Genomic DNA, 19405 nt, shown 5'->3' on the forward strand with positions numbered 1-19405 from the left:
AGGCTCAGGAACATAGATAGGTGTAAGATCTTCCGACTTTAGTAACTTCACTAATTTAAGTGCATCACGGCGGTCAGTCTTAATCCGTTCACCAGGCTTTTTGGGTATAAGGGACGGCGCTACAACATAGCAACAATGCCCTAAACTTGTGATAAGTCGGTAGATCCAATATCCACATGGCCCTGCTTCATACACCACATGAATTGTCGCGCCCGGATACTTCGATTCAAACTGACGGATAAGCTTTTTGACGCTGACTTTTGAAGAAGGAATGCGGCCATAGTGCACCGCACTTACTCCACGCTGCTCTTCACAATAAGCTACTTCGTGAAATTCTTTGTGAGTATCTAATCCTAAAAAAACTATGCTATGTTTGTTCATGCTAGCCTCCAAATGATTTAGTCTTAAGCAAACTAATTATGGCACTGGCTGAAAAGTTAACCCACGAAAATGCGGAGGCTAGCATTTCTCAGGGAGTCATTGTGTCTATACCCTCTGAAGGATCGATAGAATGAAAGGGATTAATATAAGTACAAGCCACGATGACTTAGACATCGAATTAATCCACTCCTTTGTGGCGAACTCCTATTGGGCAAAAAACATCCCGCTTTCAACATTACAAAAATCTATAGACAATTCTCTTGTATTTGGAGCCTATGCAACCGGGGGAGACCAAGTTGGTTTCGCTAGAGTTATTACAGACAGAGCTACATTTGCATATCTAAGCGACGTTTTTGTAATAGAGAAGTATCGTGGTCAAGGGGTAAGCAAACAACTTATGGAAAACATATCATCCCATCCAGACCTACAAGGTCTCCGTAGGTTTATGCTAGCAACAAGTGACGCACACGGATTGTACTCGCAGTTTGGTTTTACATCTGTTGAAAACCCTGAGAAGTTGATGCAAATTTTAACGCCTGGCATATATGATTAGGCACGGGTATAACAACCCAATCAACACACTCACTTCGTTCGCTGGGACGCATACACACGGGGTGGCTGCGCCATTATGCCCCGCATGTCTGCGCCCCTTATTTAAAAGTTATGCGCTCAAAAAATTACGCTAGCAATCCGTAACCCCTGAGGTTACAATGGAACCATGATTAAGAGTTTTATACATAAAGGCCTTCAGAAGTTTTACGCTAAAGGAACCACTTCAGGAATTCAGAAAAAGCACGAAAAAAAGCTTCGTCTTATTCTGTCGAATCTCGATCAAGCCGAAACACCTGATGACATGGATTTACCCGGCCTTCATATGCACAAACTCAAAGGTAACAGAAATGATATTTGGTCTGTCCGGGTAAGTGGAAACTGGAGAGTTACATACCGCTTTGTTGGACGAGATGTTGAAATCGTTAATTACGAGGATTATCACTAATGAATATGCATAACCCTGCGCACCCCGGTGAGATACTCAAAGATCTTGTTATTGATGCTCTAGAACTGACCATTACTGACGTAGCGCAACATTTAGATGTGAGCCGTAAAACATTATCGAAAGTTCTTAATGGTAAAGGGGCTATCACCCCAGAGATGGCTCTTCGTCTTGAACTCGTTTTCGGTAAGCCGTCTGCGGCCCATTGGCTTCGTTTGCAAAATGCTTTTGATTTGTGGCAAACAAGACAACATCAAAGCTCTTTGCATGTCTCACCGTATAATATGGCTGCGGTGTAAAACGCGCATAACAAAAAAATCAAGTTCGCCCGCTGCGCGGGCTGGGACGCAAACATAAGGGTCTGAAACTCTTTTTCGAAAAAGGGAAAACCTCAGGCATACAAACTAAGCATGCGAAAAAGCTTCGTATGCAGTTAGCAGCTATTCATACCGCACAAGATATTGATGACATTAATCTACCTGGTTTTTCTCTCCATCAACTCAAGGGAGAAAGATCTAACATTTGGTCAATATCAGTAAACGGTAATTGGAGAGTAACTTTCGAGTTCACGGATGGGAATGCTTACATCTTAAATTACGAGGATTATCACTAATGAATATGCATAACCCACCACATCCAGGTGAATTTATTGAGTCCATTTACATGGAGCCACATGGTATAAGTTGCAGATCACTAGCTACCCATCTTGGTGTTGCAGCTTCAACACTAAATCGTGTTGTAAAGGGCAAAAGTGCAGTAACGCCAGAAATGGCCTTAAGGCTATCAAAAGTATTGGGGCGCAGCCCTGAAAGTTGGCTTAGCATGCAAGACAATTATGAGCTTTGGCAAGCGAAAAAGAAAATTAACTTGGATAATGTAGAGCCAATAGATCTGCATGCAGCCTAACAAAAAAATTAAGCTCGCCCGCTGCGCGGCCTGGGACGCAAACATGTGGCTGTTTCGCTTCGCTCAGATTTTAGCCCACATGCCTGCGCCCCTTATCTAGAAGTTATATTCAAAAAGGAATTTTATGAAATCTTTATTTTTTACACTTTCTATTTTACTTATTGCTGGCTGCGCCAGTGTAGATGAAAACTTGGTATTGAATGGAAAGTCTGCTGCTTCACTAGAAAACGATATAAACACCATCGTAGAATCTCTACCAAACAGGAAAAAACATGAGTTCATGATTGCTCTGCTATCTATACAGATGGATGTAACTCAAAGCCCATTGGCTTTTCTGGGTAACCCAGATGGCAACGCCGTAAATTACGAATTACTATCCCAGCACTTAGATGGCCTAAATTACAAGCAGGTGCTAGAGCTTGCATCTAAATCAAAAGCTTCGGTCGAAGTCTTAACAAATTGAATATAACAACTCAATCAACACTCTCACTACGTTCGCGGGGACAAAAATACGTAGGCTCTCAGCGCTTCGCTTGGTAATGTAACCAAAATATATTTGCCCGTTGTGTGGGTAAGACCAACGTTCAAATTGTAGACAAAAGATAAGGAGTTCTTTTTTAACATGAGTATTTGGCAAATTATTATTTTTATTGTGCTTTTCAGTCTAACGCTTCTACCAGTAATAATTGCGTTAACATCAAAAAAAGCCAAAGGGGTACACAAATTAGGTTGGTCTCTCGTTTCACTACTCTTTTCATGGCTAGGCTTTTTAGTTTATTACTTTTTTGTTGTCAGAGGTTTGAGTGAGCGCAACGTATAAAAAACCAATTAACCCACTTACTGTGTCCGTTACTGGAAAGTTTGGCACTATTTGGATTGAGGGCTTTTAAGCAAAACAAGCTGTTAAACAAGGCAGTCAAAATTGTTACGGCCTTCGGCCTCCATGGGGCCCCTTGTCAGTGCGTCGTTTTTTGCTGGCATTAGACATACGGAATTATCATGCACAGTACATTGTCACTTTCACAATACGTTAAAAAGCGAAATGGTCTTCCTTTGGGTGCAAGTCACTCTATGAGGAATATGCTTTCACGTTCTCTCGGTGCAAAATCTTTCCCCATTTTTTGGCACTATTGGAACCCAATTTGGAGCTATTATTTATCCCGCAATGTCATGCGACCGCTAGCCACTTATCTCCCTACTTCCCTTTCTATTCTTATCACATTTTTAGTTAGTGGTGCGCTTCATGATTTGGCGGTCTCGGTTGTAAAGTGGAAAACCATTGTATTTTTTACGCCGTGGTTTGGATTAATGGGCTTAATAGTTATAGCGTCACAAAAAGCAGGAGTATCGTATGGGCATCTTGCTTGGTTTGTTCGGGCATCAATCAATGCGTCTTTCATTTTTGTTTCGCTAGGGGTCACTTACTTTGTGGAGGGTATACTGTTGTGGATATAGATATTTCTTGGGGTGGCTATTATGCAAGCATCAGTGATGATAATGGTGAGATAACGTTGTTTCGGCTATTAGATTTCAATAGGGATGATTACCATATTGCAATTTATCAGGAGAAATTTCAGTCTATCCCGTCGCTGAATGAAGTTGAAGGTTTGACACCATTTATTCGCCACGTTCCATTAGATAGTAGATCATTAATGAACAACAAAAAAACTCTCTTAATTGGAAACCGTCATTTATCGAAATCAGATCTGGCTGGGTATTTGATTTACCTAGAAAGCTTTGAAGTTCCTAGTGAAGATTTAGAGCTGTTAATCCAATCGATTCAGGAGTACAGCCAGGAGCCACCTCTTCAGTTAAGGCTAACTTTGGTTGATGAAGAACTTCAAATTAGCAGAATTGAGTAGCAACGTGGAACTGCCTACCAAGCCAACAATTTGGGGAAATGGTTCATACGAGCCTTCAGCTAAATGCCCTAATTGCGGATTGATAATGTATCTTGGAAACCAATGCCCGCACTGCCATCATTGGCTATCTGATTTTGAAAAGCTTGAACACCACTATTTTTGGAAAAAACAAAAGAAATCTGCAATGCTAAAAGGCAGTGTACTATTTCCTGTTTTGCTTTTATTGTTGTACGTTGTTTTTACGCTAATTTTAGATTAAAGGCTGCTAGCACTTAATACCCCATGTATTTGTGCCCGTGAGTAGATGGCTATTTGCCAATACTTTTATATATTCAAACAAGGAAGCTTCATGAATATCAGTGTAAATTTTATGTCTATCGTTTTATTAATTTTCACCATCGCACCAACTATTCTGGCTGTATTTCTAGCTCGAAAACAAAATCGCTCAATGTGGATTGCCGGATTAGTCACTTTCTTTCTCGGTCTGTTCACATGGATAGGTAGCTGGGTTTATCTTGGTCTCATGAATCTTATGAGCCCCAAGCAGGCTGTGACTGAGTAAAACTGTAAAATTTGGTAAGTTATTATCTAATTTACATTTCCTATTTCAAACGGACGCTATAATTCAGGAAGGAACCATTATGAAACCACTTTTAATATGCGGATTTTCGTTATTGTTTTTATGCTCTTGTGGAAGTAGTAGCGATTCGCCTTCAGTTGATATTGAAGAAGTTAAGTCTCTTCTTTTAGAAAATCAAAGTAAGTGGGATTCAGCTGCAATTATGGATTACTCATTTACTTACAGCCGCTCACCTGGAGACTGTCCAATGGCTGACGAATTACCTGCTATCGATATTTATGTAGAAGATAACATTGCTGTGTCCGCTTACTATAGTGGTACCAGTGAACTAGCAGATATAGAATTCGCTGTTACTATCAATGAGATATTCTCTGAATTTTTGAATATGGCAAATGAACAGCCCGTTAAATTCAGTAACGCCAAAGACAGTAATGCAATGCCCGACTTCGATATTGATTATGGTTTCCCACAGGCTGTGTACATTGATAAGAGCAAAGATACGTGTGATGCAACGTCTTATAGAATTTTAGATTTCTCGTAAATGCAATAAGTACTTAGCAATCCTAGGATTTAAATGGTTACCCTACGAAACTTCAATGACAATGATATTAATAGACTATTACACATCTTAAATGACGAAGCGGTTACCGAGTTCCTTTCTACTAAAATCCCTTACCCTTATACAAGTGCAGATGCTGCCTGGTGGGTTAATGAAGGCAGTCAATCTGGCATCATCAAAGCCATTTCTTACGATAATGTGTTGGTAGGGTGCGTTGGGGTTAATCGAGGGCAGTTTGAATATGAGCGCTCTGGTGAGATTGGCTACTGGCTTGATAAGCAGTATTGGCGTAAAGGCATAACCGCAGAGGCTATTCGACAAATGACAGATTTTGTCTTTGCCCATACCAATATTGTAAGAATTTTCGGCGCTGTGTTTGCGGGTAACCATGCCTCTATGCAACTGCTTTTGAAATCAGGCTTTAACGAAGAAGCTATACTGAAAAAGGCCATTTATAAAAATGGGCGCTTTTACGACAAGCATGTTTTTGCGAAGTTACTGATAAGTGAACCACCCCCTATCGAACAAACCTAGCACCGGTGTGTCTTTGCCGTTATACCGGTAACAATTTGGCAACAACAATATGGGCTAATCTGGCGTAGTGATGGTATAAATAGAGGTTATGTCATTGCGAAGACTGTTGTACTCGCAACTACCTGAAAAGATTAAGGGGCTAGAATGGATTTTTTACTCAATATTTTACTGTCAGTTGGGTTTGTTATTTTTATCATTTTTATTGTTGGTCTTATGGCCGCTAAAAAAATGAATTCGAAAGAATAATAACGGAGGATCACTCCCCCGTTATTGCTGCTATTTATTGTTAGGTACCACACTTAAAATGGTGCAAAGTTATCTAGTGCTTGAGAGGGTACTGTCCATCTTTCACGGGCATCAACATTAACGCCTTTCACACCTTGTGGAGGCATTTGCCCACGATTGCCATACAACCAGAGTACGAAATTAGTTCGCTCGCCACTGGTGATAGGCTGTGCCGCATGCGGTACGTTCCCACGGTGGAGCATAGCGCTACCAGGCTTGAACGTTAATGGGTTTACTTTACCCGCCTTCACATCATAAAAGTCTACTGTCGAGCCTGTAAATGTTTCTCCCGGTACATTTAAGTTAATATTCAGCGTTACCGCTGATGCATCGGTATGCGGTCTGATCGACGTGTCTGTATTTGGCTGATAGTGAATAGAAAAGCCAAAGGTTTGTGTGTCGTACCCCATAATTTCAGGAAACAGTAAACGAGCAATTGGGCGCATGTATGTGTCTAGCATCATGCGATAAAACGCTTGAAAACTTGGCGCAGCCAAATACCCTTCCGAGCGCTCATCTAACATGGCACCACGACGGTTTAACACTATACCGTAGGGTGGTCTTAACGCTATTTCTGCATCCCATACTTTTTCCAAATAGGCGCGTAGTTCAACCAAACGTTCAGGATCAAAGAATTGGAATTGATACACATCAGGCGATACCTCTTCCAAAAGTGCTTTTACTTCTGTTTCTTTTTCGGGATTTTCCCACGCTTGCATTACTGCGTTACGTAACTTGGCATCTAGCAAGGAGTCATCAAGGGTGAATAAGTTTTCTTTTTCACTTGCTTCCCACTCTTTCCACGCATTGCTCAGCAGCTGGTTGTTCGTATTCCAAAACTGTTGAACGGATGGTGCACGATGAAGCATGGCTTCGCGCGTTGGTAAATCTAAAGCACGTGCATGCTGTAATTGAGTAAACGTCATAATAAATTATCTCCAATGGCAAATGGGGGACTAGCGTTCTTCTTCAAAACGATTTCAAAACCGACATCAAACCGGATTCCCAAACCTATGCCTATAATCTATTACACCTGATTCAGTTAATAAATGCGGCTATTATGGAAACAGAATTAAGATTTGGAAGATAATTGCAAAGGAATATTCACTGAGATGATTTGCGATTTGCGCTTCAGTACCTCACTATTATTCCCACCACGGGCGTTGTCGGCTCAGCCGGATAGTTTTGTGAAAGGGGCGTACAAATGAAGTTTCTTATTTTCTTAGGCACGGTACGGGATAGCACACCACCTAGACCTGCTCGCCTTGGTGAACGTGTGGCAAAGGCGGTAATGGCCTGCTTACAGCTTCGTTACGACGAGCATGACGTAGAATTAATAGACCCGTTAAATTACCCTCTAGATGCCGTGTTTAAGCCCCATTTTGCTTTTGCAAAGGGTAAAGCGCCTGTGGAGCTAAATACATTGGCTGAAAAAATTGCTAATTGTGATGGTTATGTCATGGTTAGCCCCGAGTACAATCATTCCATGAGCCCTGCCCTTTCGAATCTACTAAATCATTTTGGTAGTTCGTTATTTGCTTATAAGCCAAGCGCTATTGTTACCTATTCGGCTGGGCAATGGGGGGGTATGCGAGCGGCGGTTGGCATGCGTACTTATCTTTCTGAGTTAGGTTGCTTGCCAGTATCGGCTATGATTCATATTCCTAAAGCGCAGCAAATATTCGAAGTAGATGGCACGATGTGTTCAGGGGAAAACCAATCCTCTTGGTTCGATTATTTTGATCGCACCTTAAAGCAATTGATGTGGTGGGCAGAAGCGGCCAAGCGCCATAGTGAAGACATTAACCCTCATAAGGTGATTAAAAACTTCAAAACCGCACCGTCAGAGCGCAATGCGCCTAAAGGTAAAGAGCGCATTGCGCCTTAAATTCAAAACGGGAATTGGAGCCAATTACCCAGCCCTTGAGTTGATGTGCTTTAAATTTGATTTACTACCGTGAATACCGCGAAGTAACACGAAACCTATCTACATCGCTTTAGCTTTGCTGTATAACAAGTCTCTTCTTACCTTGTCGAGCGCGCAGGAAACAAAATGAAAATATTAATACGTAATTTAGACAGACAAACTACACAAGAAGAGCTTGCTAGCTTATTTAAAACCTTCGGCTCTGTGCAGTCTTGCACGATTGTTGTTGATGAAAAAAGCGGTGCCTCTAAAGGGTTTGGTTTTGTAGAAATGCCAAAGCCAGGCGAAGCTAAAGCTGCCATTAAGTCGTTGAACAACCATGCGTTACGCGATGCGAATATTCGTGTTAAAAAAGCAGAAGATAAACCTGAAACAAAGTAGGTTTGATACGAAGTGAATCAAACCAAAGTAAACCGTAGCAGTGTAAAATCCACCAGCATGGCATCTCATTACAACTGGGATCTATAGCAAGCTGGGGCATATAAAGAAGTGAAGGTGTGTATGAATATAGAAATCATAAAAGCAGATTATTTTGACGACGCTCATAAAGAAGCTATTCCTTATTTGCTAAATGAATATGCGAAAGATCCTATGGGGGGTGCTGAGGCACTTTCTAAATACACCTACGACAATTTAGTCGATAAACTATCTACATTACCCCATGCCTTTAGCATTCTCGCTTTTGTGGACGGAAAGCCCGCTGGGCTAATAAATTGCTTTGAAGCGTTTTCTACCTTTGCCTGCAAACCGCTGGTTAATACCCACGATATCGCTGTGCTGCCGGAGTTCCGTGGTCTAGGGCTTAGCCAAAAGATGTTAGATAAAGTCGAGGAAATAGCGCTTGAGAAAGGCTGCTGCAAAATTACGCTAGAAGTATTAAGTAACAACACTGTAGCAAAATCGGCCTATGAAAAGTTTGGCTTTACTAGCTATGAACTGGCAGAGGGCGAAGGCCACGCGTTGTTTTGGCAAAAGAAGCTAGGATAGCCTTTTAGTGGAAAACGCACTTTTAATTGTTACAACCCTGGTAGTTGGCCTTTTATGCGCCGCAGCACTTATCTTGGGCGCCATAGACTTATTTGCTAGGGCGTCTGAAAAAGGGGTGAAAGGACTTGTTATTTATGTGCTTTGTTGGTTGTTTCTTAGCCCTATTATTGCGCTAGTGTCACTGCTGACAGGCTTTTACTTGCTATATCAAATAGTAGTGCTTATCTTCACAAAACGCGCGCCATCGTAACTTGGCGCGTCAAGCTCAGTCCTAGCTCAGCCCTAGCAAAACCTAAGTTCCAGCCTAGCCCCATTTCCACCATACAAATAACAGTAAAAATCCAAACAAATACACTAAACCCACATAGCTCAGTAATGTAACCCACCAGCTCGCTTTCGCATCTTCATGCAGTGCGGCGCTTTTAACTAAACGATGATTTAGCCAGGCAAACATAGGGGTAGTTACAAAGGCGAGTGTCATCGCAAACCCTAGCATAGCCAGTAACGCAGATTTGAAAAACAGTACAATACTAAAACTGATGGCTGCCATTGCCAGTAGCACAGGTACGAATACCGCGTCACGCGCCATTTCCTTTGGCGATACCAGTGAAATAGCTTCTGCAATTACGCGGGCATAACCATCGTAAACCGTTAATGCCGATCCAAAAATACAGAGAAAGGCAACGATGGCAATAAGCCAGTGAGCCCAGTCGCCAATGGTATTGGCATAAAGACTGACCAACTGCTGTGAAAAGCCGATGCCGCCTGTTGCAAGTGTTTCGCCACTTCCGTGTAATACCAATGCGCCTAAACCTAGGAAAAGCAGGGCTAAAATAGTGGTCACCGCATAACCTAAGTTAAAGTCGAACAATGCATTTTTTGGTGTGACAGCTTGGGTTTTACATTGGCGTTTTAACCACAACGACGTGATGCTAGATATTTCTATTGGCGCGGGCATCCACCCCATGGTGACCACCAAAAAACCTACGGTAGCTAGCGTCCACGGAGAGGGAGACTCAAAGCTGGCTGGCGTAGGCTCTATATTTATAACCGCCGCACAAAAAGCGGCGATGGTTGCTAAAACCAGCACTCCCATAATGGCTTTTGCCACACCCTCAAGCGCTTCAAAGTGCCCAGCCAGTAAGATAAATAAAATGGCACCGAGAATAGCCGCAGAGGCGATAGCAATAGATATATTGAAAGGGAGAAAATAAGAAAGCAAGCTTGCTGCAAAAAGCAGTAGCGCTGCTGCGTTCACCACAGATGCTAAAGCATTTAAACACAGCGCAACAATAAGGTAGCCCTTACCCATTTGATGATAGCCGTATTGCAGGGTTTGCTTAGTGCTGATGGTATAACTAACACCGGCGCGGAAAAAGGGGTACTTAAGCACATTAACCGCAAGAATAAGTACTACTAACTGCCAACCGAATTTCGCGCCAGCTTGCGTTGATGCAACAAGATGGCTTCCGCCAACAGCGGCTGTGGCCATTAATACGCCTGGACCAAGTAACTGCACCATGCGAATGAAGCGTTGATATTGTGTGAGTGAAATACTGTGACTCAATCCCTTTCCTTTAATCACAAACTGCTAGAAGCGGTTACGGAGTATACCTATTCCCGTCACAAAATTGCGAGCTTCCAACAGTATTAGATTAAAATGAATAAGAATTAGAACTTATAAAGCGCGCCGGTAAATACAAATTGGCTATCATCTGGGTAATCGCCGCGCTCGAAGCCATCACCTTTAAGCAAATAAGCCGCACCAACGGCAACCCTTAACGAAGGTAGTATCTGCCAGCGCCATCTTGCTTCTACCTGATGCCCAATAAAGTTATCGACAGATTCTGGTGCTTTTTGATACCACATGGCCTTGTAGCTCACCATGATGTTGTGTTCTTTCGTGGGTTTGGTCACACTTCTTGCCCCTACCGTATACAAGTTTCTTCTGGGCATTGCTTGGTAAACATCTGTTGGGCCAAAATCGAAACGCCTAACACCATACAGGCTATCAAAGTCTGAAATGGTGTTATCTGAACTATCATTGTCGCCGCTAATTGCATCTATTTCGCCACGTAAGAATGTATGATGGGTAATTTTCTTGCCCACGTTCGCATGAAGTAGCCAGCTTTCTACGTCTAATTCTGTCGTGTCGCTTGCACTTGCCGTTTGATGTGATGTGCCGGTTTGTCCAATGACTTCAATATTCGCTTTCCAGGTATCAGCAAAGAGTTTTGTGTAATCAACCGAAAGTGTGTACAAATCTCGATTTTTCGTGGCAAGCTTTGCTGAGTCTTCTTCTTTTAACCAGTAACTCTGTAGCTTCACGTTTTTATCAGGTGATGTAATATATAAACCGAAAAACTCACGCTCACTGTAACTTTTGTCAAAAGCGCGTTCTGCATCAGCAACTGCGCCGCTGTCGCTAGGGAGTCGGCTGACCGGCAGTAAGTAAAAACCTCGAACGTTCCAATCGCTAACTTGGTAATCGACCAATACGCCATCGAAAGCATTTTTTGTATTGCGGTACACGCCTTGGCCTATAAGCCTGCGACTACCGTGATCGAAGGTAACTCGCCCTGCCGTGATCCCTTTTAAGTATTTGCTATCTTGGGGTGTGTAGCGCGCGAAAAACTGTAAAGGCTCTAAGGTATTCACCTGTGATGATTTCAACGTAGGGTCGTTATCATCTAACCATACACGGGAATCGGCTAATTCAAGGGTGACATTGAATACATCCCAATTAGCTTCCGTTTTAAGTAGCACACGAGATGACACACGCCGATTCACTTGGTCTCGCGTTTCGCTTGAAGCCGGGAATATGGGGTTATTTAGATGTTCATAACGAAGACGCCATGAACCGCTTACATCGAAGTTAAGGTCGCTTGCAAACGAAGGAGCTACCGTAGCGCCTATCGCGCAAAACGCGATTGATAATTTTACAAGACCAGCATTAACACATTCTATTGTTGCGCTTTTTGACCAACCTAATTTCATTTCTATACCTCTTTTGTCCAAAGACGTCACCCGCTCTCACGAAACGAAGTATAGAAGGTTGTCGGAAAAATGCTTTATCTCTTTGGTCTATGTATTTGTGATGTGATAACTATTTAAAAGTCTAAATGCAAAGCAATAAAAACTAGACTACCCTTTGCACAGTTGTTCAATAACTAGACTTGCAATTACTAAGCTAGGGAAAATACGCCATGTTGAATTTTGATAATTTATCTGTCAGGCAGAAGTTTGCAGTACCGTTGAGCTTTGTTGCCATTTTAGTACTGGTTGTAAGCACAATAAGTATCAATAACAGTCGATATTTGGCACACAATACTGAGACACTTTCTACGGTCTACACCCAATCAATCAGTATCGCCCTGAATGCTGATCGAGATTTATATCAAGCCCACTCAGCGCTGTTAGAACTTATGCTTAATCGCTCTATGAATTCAGCATCTATCAGTGATCACCTTGCCGACTACGAAGAAAATGCTGAGCAAGCAAAAGCGAGAATGATTGAGGTAAAAAGTTTAATAAAAGATTACCCTGAAATGCTCAGCGTCACGCGAGACTTCACCCAAGATTATCAAAACTGGATAGCGTTAAACCAAACGGTCATAGAGCAAATTGAAAATGGGAATATATCAACGGCGGCCCAACGTTATCGCACCGAGGGCATGGAATTATTCGAAACGCTGCGTGGAAACTATGACCGTATCGGTGAAGCGGTTAAAACACAATCTGATGAAGTCACTCAACAAAGCTTAGATTCAAATGCGCTCCAGACTTGGTTTCTCATTATTGCTATCGTGCTTGCGGTGCTTGCTTGTATAGGAAGTATTATTGTAGGCCCACGGCTTGTTACCCGACGCATTCAAATTCTGAAAAATATGCTGGTTTCTATTAGCGAGGGCGAAGGTGATTTAACCCAACGTTTAAACACTGATGGGAACGATGAAATTACTGATGTAGCCGTAGCTTTTAATCATTTCATGAATAACCTACAACGACTTATCACCATGGTGAAAGCAGATGCGCAATCGTTAGCCGACGCACAATATTCACTAATTAGTGCAGCCGATGCGACAAACACTATTTCGGGTCAGCAGAGCGAAAACCTAGATCAAATTGCGACTGCGGTTACCGAGTTGAGTCATGCACTTCGTGAGGTCGCCAATAGTACGCAAGGCTCACTATCAGAAACGCAATTGGCAAACGATGAAGCTCTTGCTTCCCAAGATGCGGTAACACAATCTACTGAAAGCATTTCACTGATGTCAGGAACCATTAGCAAAGCCAGACATGTTATTGAAGAATTGGCGAAGGAAACGACAAAAATATCTTCTTTGTTAGGGGTTATTCGTGATATTGCAGATCAAACTAATTTGCTAGCACTAAACGCTGCGATTGAGGCAGCCCGCGCCGGAGAGCAAGGCAGAGGGTTTGCTGTTGTGGCAGATGAAGTGCGCTCTTTAGCAAACAGAACTCAACAAGCAACAGGCGATATTAATACTATGCTGATTAACCTTAACAAGGGCGTAGATGAGGCGGTGGACTCAATAAACAGTGGTGCAGCACAGGTTACTGATGTGGTGGATTTATCCTCAGCACTTTCTGAGCGATTACTAAAAGTGGTAGAGGCCGTGAGTGGCGCTAATGACGGCATCTATCAAATAGCCTCGGCTACTGAACAGCAGAGTCAGGTAGTTGATAGCGTAAACGAAAATATTTCTTCACTGAATACCCTTACTCAAAAAGCAGTACAGACTGTTTCTAGGTCTAGCGAAGCCAGTGAGAATGTTAATAAAGTATCCAATAGCTTAGGACAAAATGTAGGACGTTTTACGGTATAGACGCAGCTTAGGGCTGTTTCTCTACCCATTCACGTATAATGAAAAAGGAGAGCATGCTCTCCTTTTTCAACGCCTTTGTGCCTACCCTGTACCGGTTAGCGCCTAGAAGTAAATGTTTACCCGTTAACGTCTATCGAAGTTAACTGGCTTTTTAGGATCTTGATAAAAGCCATCTTTTAATAACCGTTTGAAACGGGTTAACTTTCCATCCAGTCTCAACTCTTCTAAACCCTTATTAAAAAGCTCAATAAGTAACCTGTCGTCATTTCTTCCTTTCGCAACCAATAAGTGCGTTGTTACGGTGGAAATAAACGGATCGATAGGCTTGACGGCCTGACGCTGTTCATCTGAGAAGTCGCGTTGAAGCAAGTACCAACCCGTTAAATCATCAATGGGAAACAAATCAATTTCCCCGCTCACTAAGGCTTCAAGGTTCTCTTTATCGGTAGCGTAGGTGGTTACCGATGGGGTATTTTCAATATAAGTGGCCAACTCGTTATTGTACAAATAGCCTTCTGTCACCCCCATTTTTTTATCTTTCAGATCGTCGAAACTTGACCATGACGCTATGTCAGACTTCCCATTAACGTAAAAAACCAGGCTTTCAGCGGTGATTGGGTCGCTATGCCAGAATTTTTCACCACGCGCGCGCACGAAGTTACCGTAAGACAGCGCATCAAATTCACCATTCAATGTGGCTTCTACGGCTTCATCCCACGGCATTGATACAAACTCAACCACCACACCTGTCTCTAAAAAAGCCTGTGAAATAATGTGGTTAATATACCCTTTATGCTCCATTTCAGATGAGGTGTAAGGCGCATATTCTGTGGTAGCAATTTTAATTTTTAACCAAGCATGCCCCCAACTTTGCAGTGGGACTAACGCCAATAGTAATGTGAAAATAGCTAATAAACGCATAATCTTCCCTTAGAAATAGATACCTAAATTAATATTCAATCTGTGTGTTGTTTCTTGGCGACCACCTAGGTCTAAGCCCACGCCTGGACCACCAGAAAACCACATATTTTTCCCTTGAATACTATCTACATACACAAATAATTTGTCCCAGCCAAAACTACAACCGTTTATCCACTGCGATGAATCTCGGCCTGATGCTTCATCACCCTGCGCCACGCTGTACTCGGTGTAACACGTTAGCGAGTCAATACGGGTAAATTTGTAGGGTACTGAATACACTAAATTCGCCGAGTACGTCGACCCATCGGCGGCCGCTAAGAACGGAAACGTAAACGCAGAAAGCGAAATTCTATCTGTGGCTTGGCCTTCCGGTGCCGCTAAGTCGTACTCATAATCAATGTATTGTAGTTCTACTTTAAAATCACCTTGCTGATGACGAACGTGAACCGCGTAAGCCGTCATGTCGCCATCTTCTAACGTATCTAAGTTTAAGATATCGCCATATTGATAAGACACACCAATGTCGGTGGTACTTCTTGGCAGTAGTTTCGCTGTATAGTTTGCACGTAAGTTGTATTGGCCATCTTCTTGGTTACGAAACTCACCATCATCGGCCACATCGAATGAGTAACGGCCAAATTCAGCGGCATCGTTATATTCATCATTCATGAAGTAAGCAGCTTGAAAGTCCCAATTGCCGTAATCGTGATTTATCTTAATACCGGCTTCATAATCATCTTCAAAGCCTAGGTAGTAATTAACCGAAAACCAAAAGTTGTTTGAACCAAAGGGCTGCAAGCCAAAAGGGGTTTGTGTTATACCGGCGGTGATGTCGGTGGATTCATCCCAATGGTAGGTAAGTTCGGCAAAGCGAATAGTGTCGAAATCGGTATTCTCGTACCATCGGTATTCTGCTTTATAGCTAAACTGATCTGACTCGCCAGCGACACCCAATTTGATAGACTCAAATTCGAATCCGTCTCTTATTTCAGGGAGTTGCCAATCTTGATGGCCATAGTTAACTCTTACGTGGCCACTAAGTGTAAAAGGGAGCTCATCTGCCTGCACTGCTAAAGAGTTGCTGCCTAGTAGCGCGGCTAAGGAAAGTAGTGGAAGTTGTCTGTTCATTCCTTGTCCTAATGTCAATTTGCTCACAATCTGGACCACTCCGTCTTGGAGACCCTCGTTGTGATATATATTCCTTCAGTACAAATTATATAGAGTGAACCTTACAAAAAGATCATTGTCGTACACGAAATATGTAAAGTAAGATTGTCGATGAAGCACATTTCATTTGCGTTAAATAGTGGGTAAAATTCCACAAAATTTACGTAAAACAAGATTCTATGCAGCATCACATTTCAGCTATTACCTTCCTTGTAGACAATTACGATAGCGCTATTGCCTATTTCACCCAAACCCTTAATTTTGCTCTTACCGAAGACAGAGATAAAGGGGAAGGATCGCGCTTTGTATTAGTCACACCGAAAGGCAGTGCAACGTCGCTTTTGTTATCTAAAGCTAAATCGGACGAAGATAAAGCGATGATTGGAAAGCAAGCTGGAGGTAAAGTTTTTATGATTTTACATACCGATGACTTTTGGCGCGATCATCAGTCAATGTGTGATAAAGGCGTTGAATTTTTAGAAACGCCGCGCGAAGAAGCCTACGGTACGGTAGCTATTTTTAAAGATTGTTATGGCAATAAGTGGGATTTACTAGAACCTGCGCCTGCCAACCTTAATTAGGTGTAATTACACCCCTTGGAGATTTGTTTTGTCCCCCATGAAGCGTTCAATCATTACCGACATTGTGGCTATATTGGCCATTGCGATATTAATTGCGACGGCGTTTTATGGGCTTGAAGCCAGAAAAGAAGTTATCTATTTATGTGATAACTTCACGCCAGGGGTATCGAAAAATAGTGTTGAACGACAATTAAATACCACTGATTTATTAGTATGGGATACCGAATTTTTAGCGGTTGGTAGCCGCATAGTGGCCTATAGCCCACTAAACTTCGGTTACATGCACTGCCGCGTTGAGTTCAACAGACAAGACATTGTGGTGTTTTCAGTGGTGGAATAGCCCGCTTTTCGCTCACAAATGGTGCAGCATTTACAAGCCAGCAACTTATTGTTTACCCTGCAGTTAAAAGTCGTAAAGCTGCGCGTACCATTAGATTTTAAGTTCAGCATGTTATCTAACCACAACCCTGTATACCCTAGCAGCGTAAACGTATAATTACAGCGTGTCTTATCAACTAAGAATCGCCACTTATGCAAAACTCCAATCACAGTGTTATCGAAGATATCTTTGCATTAGTTAGTGCCGGATTGTTCGTGGCATTTGGTGTATTTCTGTTCCAATCGCAAGATTTGATGGTAGGTGGCGCTGCGGGTATCGCATTGCTGGGAACTTACGCGATTGATATGGACTTCGGTGTTCTATTCTTCCTAATCAACTTGCCCTTTTACACCCTTGCATGGACTCGCATCAGTAAGCGCTTCACGCTGAATACGTTTATTTCTGTGACCACGGTGTCTATTCTGACTGAGCAGATCCCAGCCTTCGTCGACATTTCTAGTATTAACCCTATTTTTGCTGCCATTTTAGGTGGCTTGCTTATTGGTGTAGGCATGCTGATCATGTTCAGACACAGCTCTAGCTTAGGCGGTTTAGGGATTTTAGCGTTCTATTTGCAATCTCGATTTAATATTCGCGCCGGTACGTTTCAACTTACGGTAGATAGCGTTATTTTGCTTTGCGGGCTTTTCTTTATTCCATGGCATCTAGTGCTTATATCAATTCTAGCCGCGTTCTGCTTGAATATGGTCATTTCGTTAAACCATCGTCCAGAGCGTTATATCCCTGCGAAAAAAGAGAGTGTAAAGTCACCTGAAAAAAAGGTGCCTAGCGTGCAGTCGTGTGCAACAGTAAACACTAATCTACACGCGCAAAACAACTAATCTGTTCATGTTTCGCCTGCACTAAACGTAAAAAACCCGGCCATATTAATGCCGGGTTTTTATATTATTTCTAACGTAACGCTTTGTATCCTTGTCGCTACCCTACTGCTTTTTTCTGCACAGGCTTAAACGGTCGACTTACTAGTCCTCGATTCACCCTAGGGCGAGAAAACGAAGTACGCATACAAACCTCACTTACGTGATATACCCATTACAGTCGAAGATGAAATATTCATCTCAATCCTGAAAGTGGGAGACTAGTATAGGCACAAGCAGGAGAAAAACACCTCATTGTTTCGGTGAATAGTCATTCATCAGCGCATTTACGAGAATGTAAAACACTGTAAATACTAGCGATATTTCACAATCCTAGGTACCCGAGCCGATACTCGGGTTAACAATTCGTAATCTATGCTTCCTGCAGCACCTGCCACTTCATTAATAGGTACATTCTCACCCCAAAGCTCTACCCTATCGCCAATATTGACGTTTGAAATATGAGTAACATCAATGGTGATCATGTCCATAGACACACGCCCTGCTAGGCAAGCTCGCTTACCGTTTACCGTAACCGGCGTACCGTTAGGGCAATGTCTTGGGTAACCATCTGCATAGCCAATTCCTACCGTAGCAATGCGGCTATCTTTTTGCGCAACCCAGTTTTGACCATAACCAACTGACTCTCCTTTTGGCACGTCACGTAGGGCAATAATACTAGAACGTAACGTCATGGTAGGAGCTAATGCCACATTGGCCGTATTAGGCTGGCCGCCGTAAACAGCAATGCCTAAGCGATTCCAATCGCCACGACTTTGTGGCCATTCAATGGTGGCCGGAGAATTAGCAATACTAACAGGTAGCCCTAATTGGCTAACCACCTGACTGAACGCACTTAGCTGCTGTTGAGTGAAGTCGTTACTGGTGTCGTCTGCACAAGATAAGTGTGTGACAAGCACAGTGTCTTTGGTAATAAGCGGCGCGTATTGCTCTACAATGCTTGGTAGCGCGTTAAGGGCAAAACCAAGTCGATGCATGCCACTGTCGGCTTTTAGCCAAATAGTGGGCCGACGGTCTTCGGGACACGCTAACATCCATTCTAATTGCGCTTTATTGTGCATCACTAAAATACATCCATGGGCTGCAGCCATAGCGCATTCTTTAGCTTGGTGTGCACCTTCTAACACTACGATAGGCGCGGTAATCCCCGCCTCTCTAAGTGCAATAGCTTCTTCAATAATCGCTACAGCAAACCGAGGGGATACATGCTGTAGAATACGCGAAACGTTAACTGCACCGTGCCCATAAGCATCTGCTTTTACCACCGCCATAGAACGGCTTGTTGGGGCTAATTCTGCTAATAGTTTAAAGTTACTTAAAATAGCATCAGCGTGAATAATGGCTTGGGTTTGACGGCTCACAGTAAACGAGTAATCCTTTGTATTTGCTTAGGCGCAGAGTGTATCACGAGTTGAATGAATTCGAATTCTCACTATACAAATTTATGAACGCAACGTACGAACAATTCATCTATTACCTAAAGCACTGAGTTTTACATCTTGTAGGTGTACGACTAGTTGGTTTATGACTTGTTTGTTTGCGCTATAGGTTCGCCACATTATAATGCGTTGTAAATATGTGTAATTTGCTCTT

The 19405-nt window shown here is 42.6% G+C and carries 26 protein-coding genes; 19 read left to right on the plus strand and 7 right to left on the minus strand.

Going from position 1 to position 19405, the window contains the following annotated elements; genetic code table 11:
* The coding region (locus J8L84_RS00005; protein WP_211068900.1) for a transposase at positions 1-381 on the minus strand (381 nt) is incomplete at its 3' end.
* A gap of 130 nt (positions 382-511) precedes the next feature.
* On the opposite strand from J8L84_RS00005, the gene J8L84_RS00010 reads away from it, so the two are divergent.
* From J8L84_RS00010 to J8L84_RS00060, 11 genes are all read left to right on the plus strand, one after another.
* Positions 512-934 carry a GNAT family N-acetyltransferase gene (locus tag J8L84_RS00010; RefSeq protein ID WP_120959441.1) on the plus strand — a complete coding sequence of 141 codons (423 nt, stop codon included), beginning with the start codon at positions 512-514 and terminating at the stop codon, positions 932-934.
* A 165-nt stretch (positions 935-1099) separates the two neighbouring features.
* Positions 1100-1378, plus strand: coding sequence for a type II toxin-antitoxin system RelE/ParE family toxin (locus J8L84_RS00015; RefSeq protein ID WP_025256676.1), 279 nt, complete (start codon positions 1100-1102; stop codon positions 1376-1378).
* Complete coding sequence (locus J8L84_RS00020; RefSeq protein WP_025256677.1) at positions 1378-1674, plus strand: HigA family addiction module antitoxin; 297 nt, start codon at positions 1378-1380, stop codon at positions 1672-1674. Before J8L84_RS00015 ends, J8L84_RS00020 begins: the two co-directional genes overlap by 1 nt.
* A gap of 41 nt (positions 1675-1715) precedes the next feature.
* Positions 1716-1988, plus strand: coding sequence for a type II toxin-antitoxin system RelE/ParE family toxin (locus tag J8L84_RS00025; protein WP_211069288.1), 273 nt, complete (start codon positions 1716-1718; stop codon positions 1986-1988).
* Positions 1988-2281: a HigA family addiction module antitoxin gene (locus J8L84_RS00030; protein WP_211068901.1), complete on the plus strand. Its 294-nt coding sequence runs from the start codon at positions 1988-1990 to the stop codon at positions 2279-2281. Before J8L84_RS00025 ends, J8L84_RS00030 begins: the two co-directional genes overlap by 1 nt.
* 124 nt (positions 2282-2405) lie before the next feature.
* Positions 2406-2744, plus strand: coding sequence for a DUF6694 family lipoprotein (locus tag J8L84_RS00035; RefSeq protein WP_211068902.1), 339 nt, complete (start codon positions 2406-2408; stop codon positions 2742-2744).
* Between the two features lie 536 nt (positions 2745-3280).
* Entirely contained in the window at positions 3281-3736 is a 456-nt protein-coding gene (locus J8L84_RS00040; protein WP_211068903.1) for an MBOAT family O-acyltransferase, read from the plus strand.
* Positions 3727-4143 carry a hypothetical protein gene (locus J8L84_RS00045; RefSeq protein ID WP_211068904.1) on the plus strand — a complete coding sequence of 139 codons (417 nt, stop codon included), beginning with the start codon at positions 3727-3729 and terminating at the stop codon, positions 4141-4143. The genes J8L84_RS00040 and J8L84_RS00045 overlap by 10 nt, the downstream gene beginning before the upstream one ends.
* Before the next feature lie 349 nt (positions 4144-4492).
* Complete coding sequence (locus J8L84_RS00050; protein ID WP_211068905.1) at positions 4493-4705, plus strand: hypothetical protein; 213 nt, start codon at positions 4493-4495, stop codon at positions 4703-4705.
* Positions 4706-4784: 79 nt separating this feature from the next.
* Positions 4785-5264 (plus strand): DUF6174 domain-containing protein, encoded by a 480-nt coding sequence (locus J8L84_RS00055; protein ID WP_211068906.1) that lies wholly within the window; start codon positions 4785-4787, stop codon positions 5262-5264.
* Between the two features lie 33 nt (positions 5265-5297).
* Positions 5298-5816, plus strand: a complete 519-nt coding sequence (locus J8L84_RS00060; RefSeq protein WP_211068907.1) for a GNAT family protein — start codon at positions 5298-5300, stop codon at positions 5814-5816.
* Between the two features lie 299 nt (positions 5817-6115).
* On the opposite strand, the gene J8L84_RS00065 is transcribed toward J8L84_RS00060, so the two are convergent.
* Positions 6116-7027 (minus strand): 2OG-Fe(II) oxygenase family protein, encoded by a 912-nt coding sequence (locus J8L84_RS00065; RefSeq protein ID WP_211068908.1) that lies wholly within the window; start codon positions 7025-7027, stop codon positions 6116-6118.
* Positions 7028-7305: 278 nt separating this feature from the next.
* On the opposite strand from J8L84_RS00065, the gene J8L84_RS00070 reads away from it, so the two are divergent.
* From J8L84_RS00070 to J8L84_RS00085, 4 genes are all read left to right on the plus strand, one after another.
* Positions 7306-7989, plus strand: a complete 684-nt coding sequence (locus J8L84_RS00070) for an NAD(P)H-dependent oxidoreductase (protein ID WP_211068909.1) — start codon at positions 7306-7308, stop codon at positions 7987-7989.
* A 165-nt stretch (positions 7990-8154) separates the two neighbouring features.
* Positions 8155-8409 carry an RNA-binding protein gene (locus tag J8L84_RS00075; protein WP_211068910.1) on the plus strand — a complete coding sequence of 85 codons (255 nt, stop codon included), beginning with the start codon at positions 8155-8157 and terminating at the stop codon, positions 8407-8409.
* A gap of 120 nt (positions 8410-8529) precedes the next feature.
* Positions 8530-9015 (plus strand): GNAT family N-acetyltransferase, encoded by a 486-nt coding sequence (locus tag J8L84_RS00080; protein ID WP_211068911.1) that lies wholly within the window; start codon positions 8530-8532, stop codon positions 9013-9015.
* A 7-nt stretch (positions 9016-9022) separates the two neighbouring features.
* Positions 9023-9265: a hypothetical protein gene (locus J8L84_RS00085; protein ID WP_211068912.1), complete on the plus strand. Its 243-nt coding sequence runs from the start codon at positions 9023-9025 to the stop codon at positions 9263-9265.
* Between the two features lie 54 nt (positions 9266-9319).
* Here J8L84_RS00085 and J8L84_RS00090 read toward each other — a convergent pair whose 3' ends face one another.
* Together J8L84_RS00090 and J8L84_RS00095 are read right to left on the minus strand one after the other, a co-directional pair.
* Positions 9320-10537: a divalent metal cation transporter gene (locus J8L84_RS00090; RefSeq protein WP_211069289.1), complete on the minus strand. Its 1218-nt coding sequence runs from the start codon at positions 10535-10537 to the stop codon at positions 9320-9322.
* Positions 10538-10686: 149 nt separating this feature from the next.
* Positions 10687-12012 carry an alginate export family protein gene (locus J8L84_RS00095; RefSeq protein ID WP_211068913.1) on the minus strand — a complete coding sequence of 442 codons (1326 nt, stop codon included), beginning with the start codon at positions 12010-12012 and terminating at the stop codon, positions 10687-10689.
* Between the two features lie 209 nt (positions 12013-12221).
* On the opposite strand from J8L84_RS00095, the gene J8L84_RS00100 reads away from it, so the two are divergent.
* A complete protein-coding gene (locus tag J8L84_RS00100; RefSeq protein WP_211068914.1) occupies positions 12222-13865 on the plus strand; it encodes a methyl-accepting chemotaxis protein in 1644 nt (547 codons plus the stop codon).
* Between the two features lie 123 nt (positions 13866-13988).
* On the opposite strand, the gene J8L84_RS00105 is transcribed toward J8L84_RS00100, so the two are convergent.
* The gene (locus J8L84_RS00105) at positions 13989-14786 is read right to left on the minus strand and encodes a transporter substrate-binding domain-containing protein (RefSeq protein ID WP_211068915.1); all 798 of its coding nucleotides are present in this window, start codon (positions 14784-14786) and stop codon (positions 13989-13991) included.
* 9 nt (positions 14787-14795) lie between these two features.
* A complete protein-coding gene (locus J8L84_RS00110) occupies positions 14796-15914 on the minus strand; it encodes a hypothetical protein (protein ID WP_129736166.1) in 1119 nt (372 codons plus the stop codon).
* A gap of 218 nt (positions 15915-16132) precedes the next feature.
* Between J8L84_RS00110 and J8L84_RS00115 the strand changes: the two genes are divergently transcribed.
* The 3 genes from J8L84_RS00115 to J8L84_RS00125 all read left to right on the plus strand — a co-directional run bounded on the left by J8L84_RS00115 (position 16133) and on the right by J8L84_RS00125 (position 17755).
* Positions 16133-16534, plus strand: coding sequence for a VOC family protein (locus J8L84_RS00115; protein ID WP_211068916.1), 402 nt, complete (start codon positions 16133-16135; stop codon positions 16532-16534).
* A 37-nt stretch (positions 16535-16571) separates the two neighbouring features.
* The gene (locus J8L84_RS00120; protein WP_247670499.1) at positions 16572-16874 is read left to right on the plus strand and encodes a hypothetical protein; all 303 of its coding nucleotides are present in this window, start codon (positions 16572-16574) and stop codon (positions 16872-16874) included.
* A 191-nt stretch (positions 16875-17065) separates the two neighbouring features.
* Entirely contained in the window at positions 17066-17755 is a 690-nt protein-coding gene (locus J8L84_RS00125) for a YitT family protein (RefSeq protein WP_211068918.1), read from the plus strand.
* Positions 17756-18105: 350 nt separating this feature from the next.
* On the opposite strand, the gene alr is transcribed toward J8L84_RS00125, so the two are convergent.
* On the minus strand, positions 18106-19173 hold the full coding sequence (gene alr, locus J8L84_RS00130; protein WP_211068919.1) for an alanine racemase: 1068 nt from the start codon (positions 19171-19173) through the stop codon (positions 18106-18108).
* Between the last annotated feature and the right edge of the window lie 232 nt (positions 19174-19405).

It is taken from the genome of Alteromonas sp. MMG017 (assembly GCF_018100795.1).
Classification (GTDB): Bacteria; Pseudomonadota; Gammaproteobacteria; order Enterobacterales; family Alteromonadaceae; genus Alteromonas.

Excerpts from the sequence above, each read along its gene's own strand:
- J8L84_RS00040 (WP_211068903.1), top strand. The coding sequence starts at position 3,281 with ATGCACAGTACATTGTCACTTTCACAATACGTTAAAAAGCGAAATGGT.
- J8L84_RS00060 (WP_211068907.1), top strand. The coding sequence starts at position 5,298 with ATGGTTACCCTACGAAACTTCAATGACAATGATATTAATAGACTATTA.
- J8L84_RS00035 (WP_211068902.1), top strand. The coding sequence starts at position 2,406 with ATGAAATCTTTATTTTTTACACTTTCTATTTTACTTATTGCTGGCTGC.
- J8L84_RS00100 (WP_211068914.1), top strand. The coding sequence starts at position 12,222 with ATGTTGAATTTTGATAATTTATCTGTCAGGCAGAAGTTTGCAGTACCG.
- J8L84_RS00080 (WP_211068911.1), top strand. The coding sequence starts at position 8,530 with ATGAATATAGAAATCATAAAAGCAGATTATTTTGACGACGCTCATAAA.
- J8L84_RS00030 (WP_211068901.1), top strand. The coding sequence starts at position 1,988 with ATGAATATGCATAACCCACCACATCCAGGTGAATTTATTGAGTCCATT.
- J8L84_RS00115 (WP_211068916.1), top strand. The coding sequence starts at position 16,133 with ATGCAGCATCACATTTCAGCTATTACCTTCCTTGTAGACAATTACGAT.
- J8L84_RS00010 (WP_120959441.1), top strand. The coding sequence starts at position 512 with ATGAAAGGGATTAATATAAGTACAAGCCACGATGACTTAGACATCGAA.
- J8L84_RS00065 (WP_211068908.1), bottom strand. The coding sequence starts at position 7,027 with ATGACGTTTACTCAATTACAGCATGCACGTGCTTTAGATTTACCAACG.
- J8L84_RS00120 (WP_247670499.1), top strand. The coding sequence starts at position 16,572 with ATGAAGCGTTCAATCATTACCGACATTGTGGCTATATTGGCCATTGCG.
- J8L84_RS00015 (WP_025256676.1), top strand. The coding sequence starts at position 1,100 with ATGATTAAGAGTTTTATACATAAAGGCCTTCAGAAGTTTTACGCTAAA.
- J8L84_RS00055 (WP_211068906.1), top strand. The coding sequence starts at position 4,785 with ATGAAACCACTTTTAATATGCGGATTTTCGTTATTGTTTTTATGCTCT.
- J8L84_RS00095 (WP_211068913.1), bottom strand. The coding sequence starts at position 12,012 with ATGAAATTAGGTTGGTCAAAAAGCGCAACAATAGAATGTGTTAATGCT.
- J8L84_RS00125 (WP_211068918.1), top strand. The coding sequence starts at position 17,066 with ATGCAAAACTCCAATCACAGTGTTATCGAAGATATCTTTGCATTAGTT.
- J8L84_RS00090 (WP_211069289.1), bottom strand. The coding sequence starts at position 10,537 with ATGGTGCAGTTACTTGGTCCAGGCGTATTAATGGCCACAGCCGCTGTT.
- J8L84_RS00075 (WP_211068910.1), top strand. The coding sequence starts at position 8,155 with ATGAAAATATTAATACGTAATTTAGACAGACAAACTACACAAGAAGAG.
- J8L84_RS00020 (WP_025256677.1), top strand. The coding sequence starts at position 1,378 with ATGAATATGCATAACCCTGCGCACCCCGGTGAGATACTCAAAGATCTT.
- J8L84_RS00070 (WP_211068909.1), top strand. The coding sequence starts at position 7,306 with ATGAAGTTTCTTATTTTCTTAGGCACGGTACGGGATAGCACACCACCT.
- J8L84_RS00110 (WP_129736166.1), bottom strand. The coding sequence starts at position 15,914 with ATGAACAGACAACTTCCACTACTTTCCTTAGCCGCGCTACTAGGCAGC.
- J8L84_RS00050 (WP_211068905.1), top strand. The coding sequence starts at position 4,493 with ATGAATATCAGTGTAAATTTTATGTCTATCGTTTTATTAATTTTCACC.
- J8L84_RS00105 (WP_211068915.1), bottom strand. The coding sequence starts at position 14,786 with ATGCGTTTATTAGCTATTTTCACATTACTATTGGCGTTAGTCCCACTG.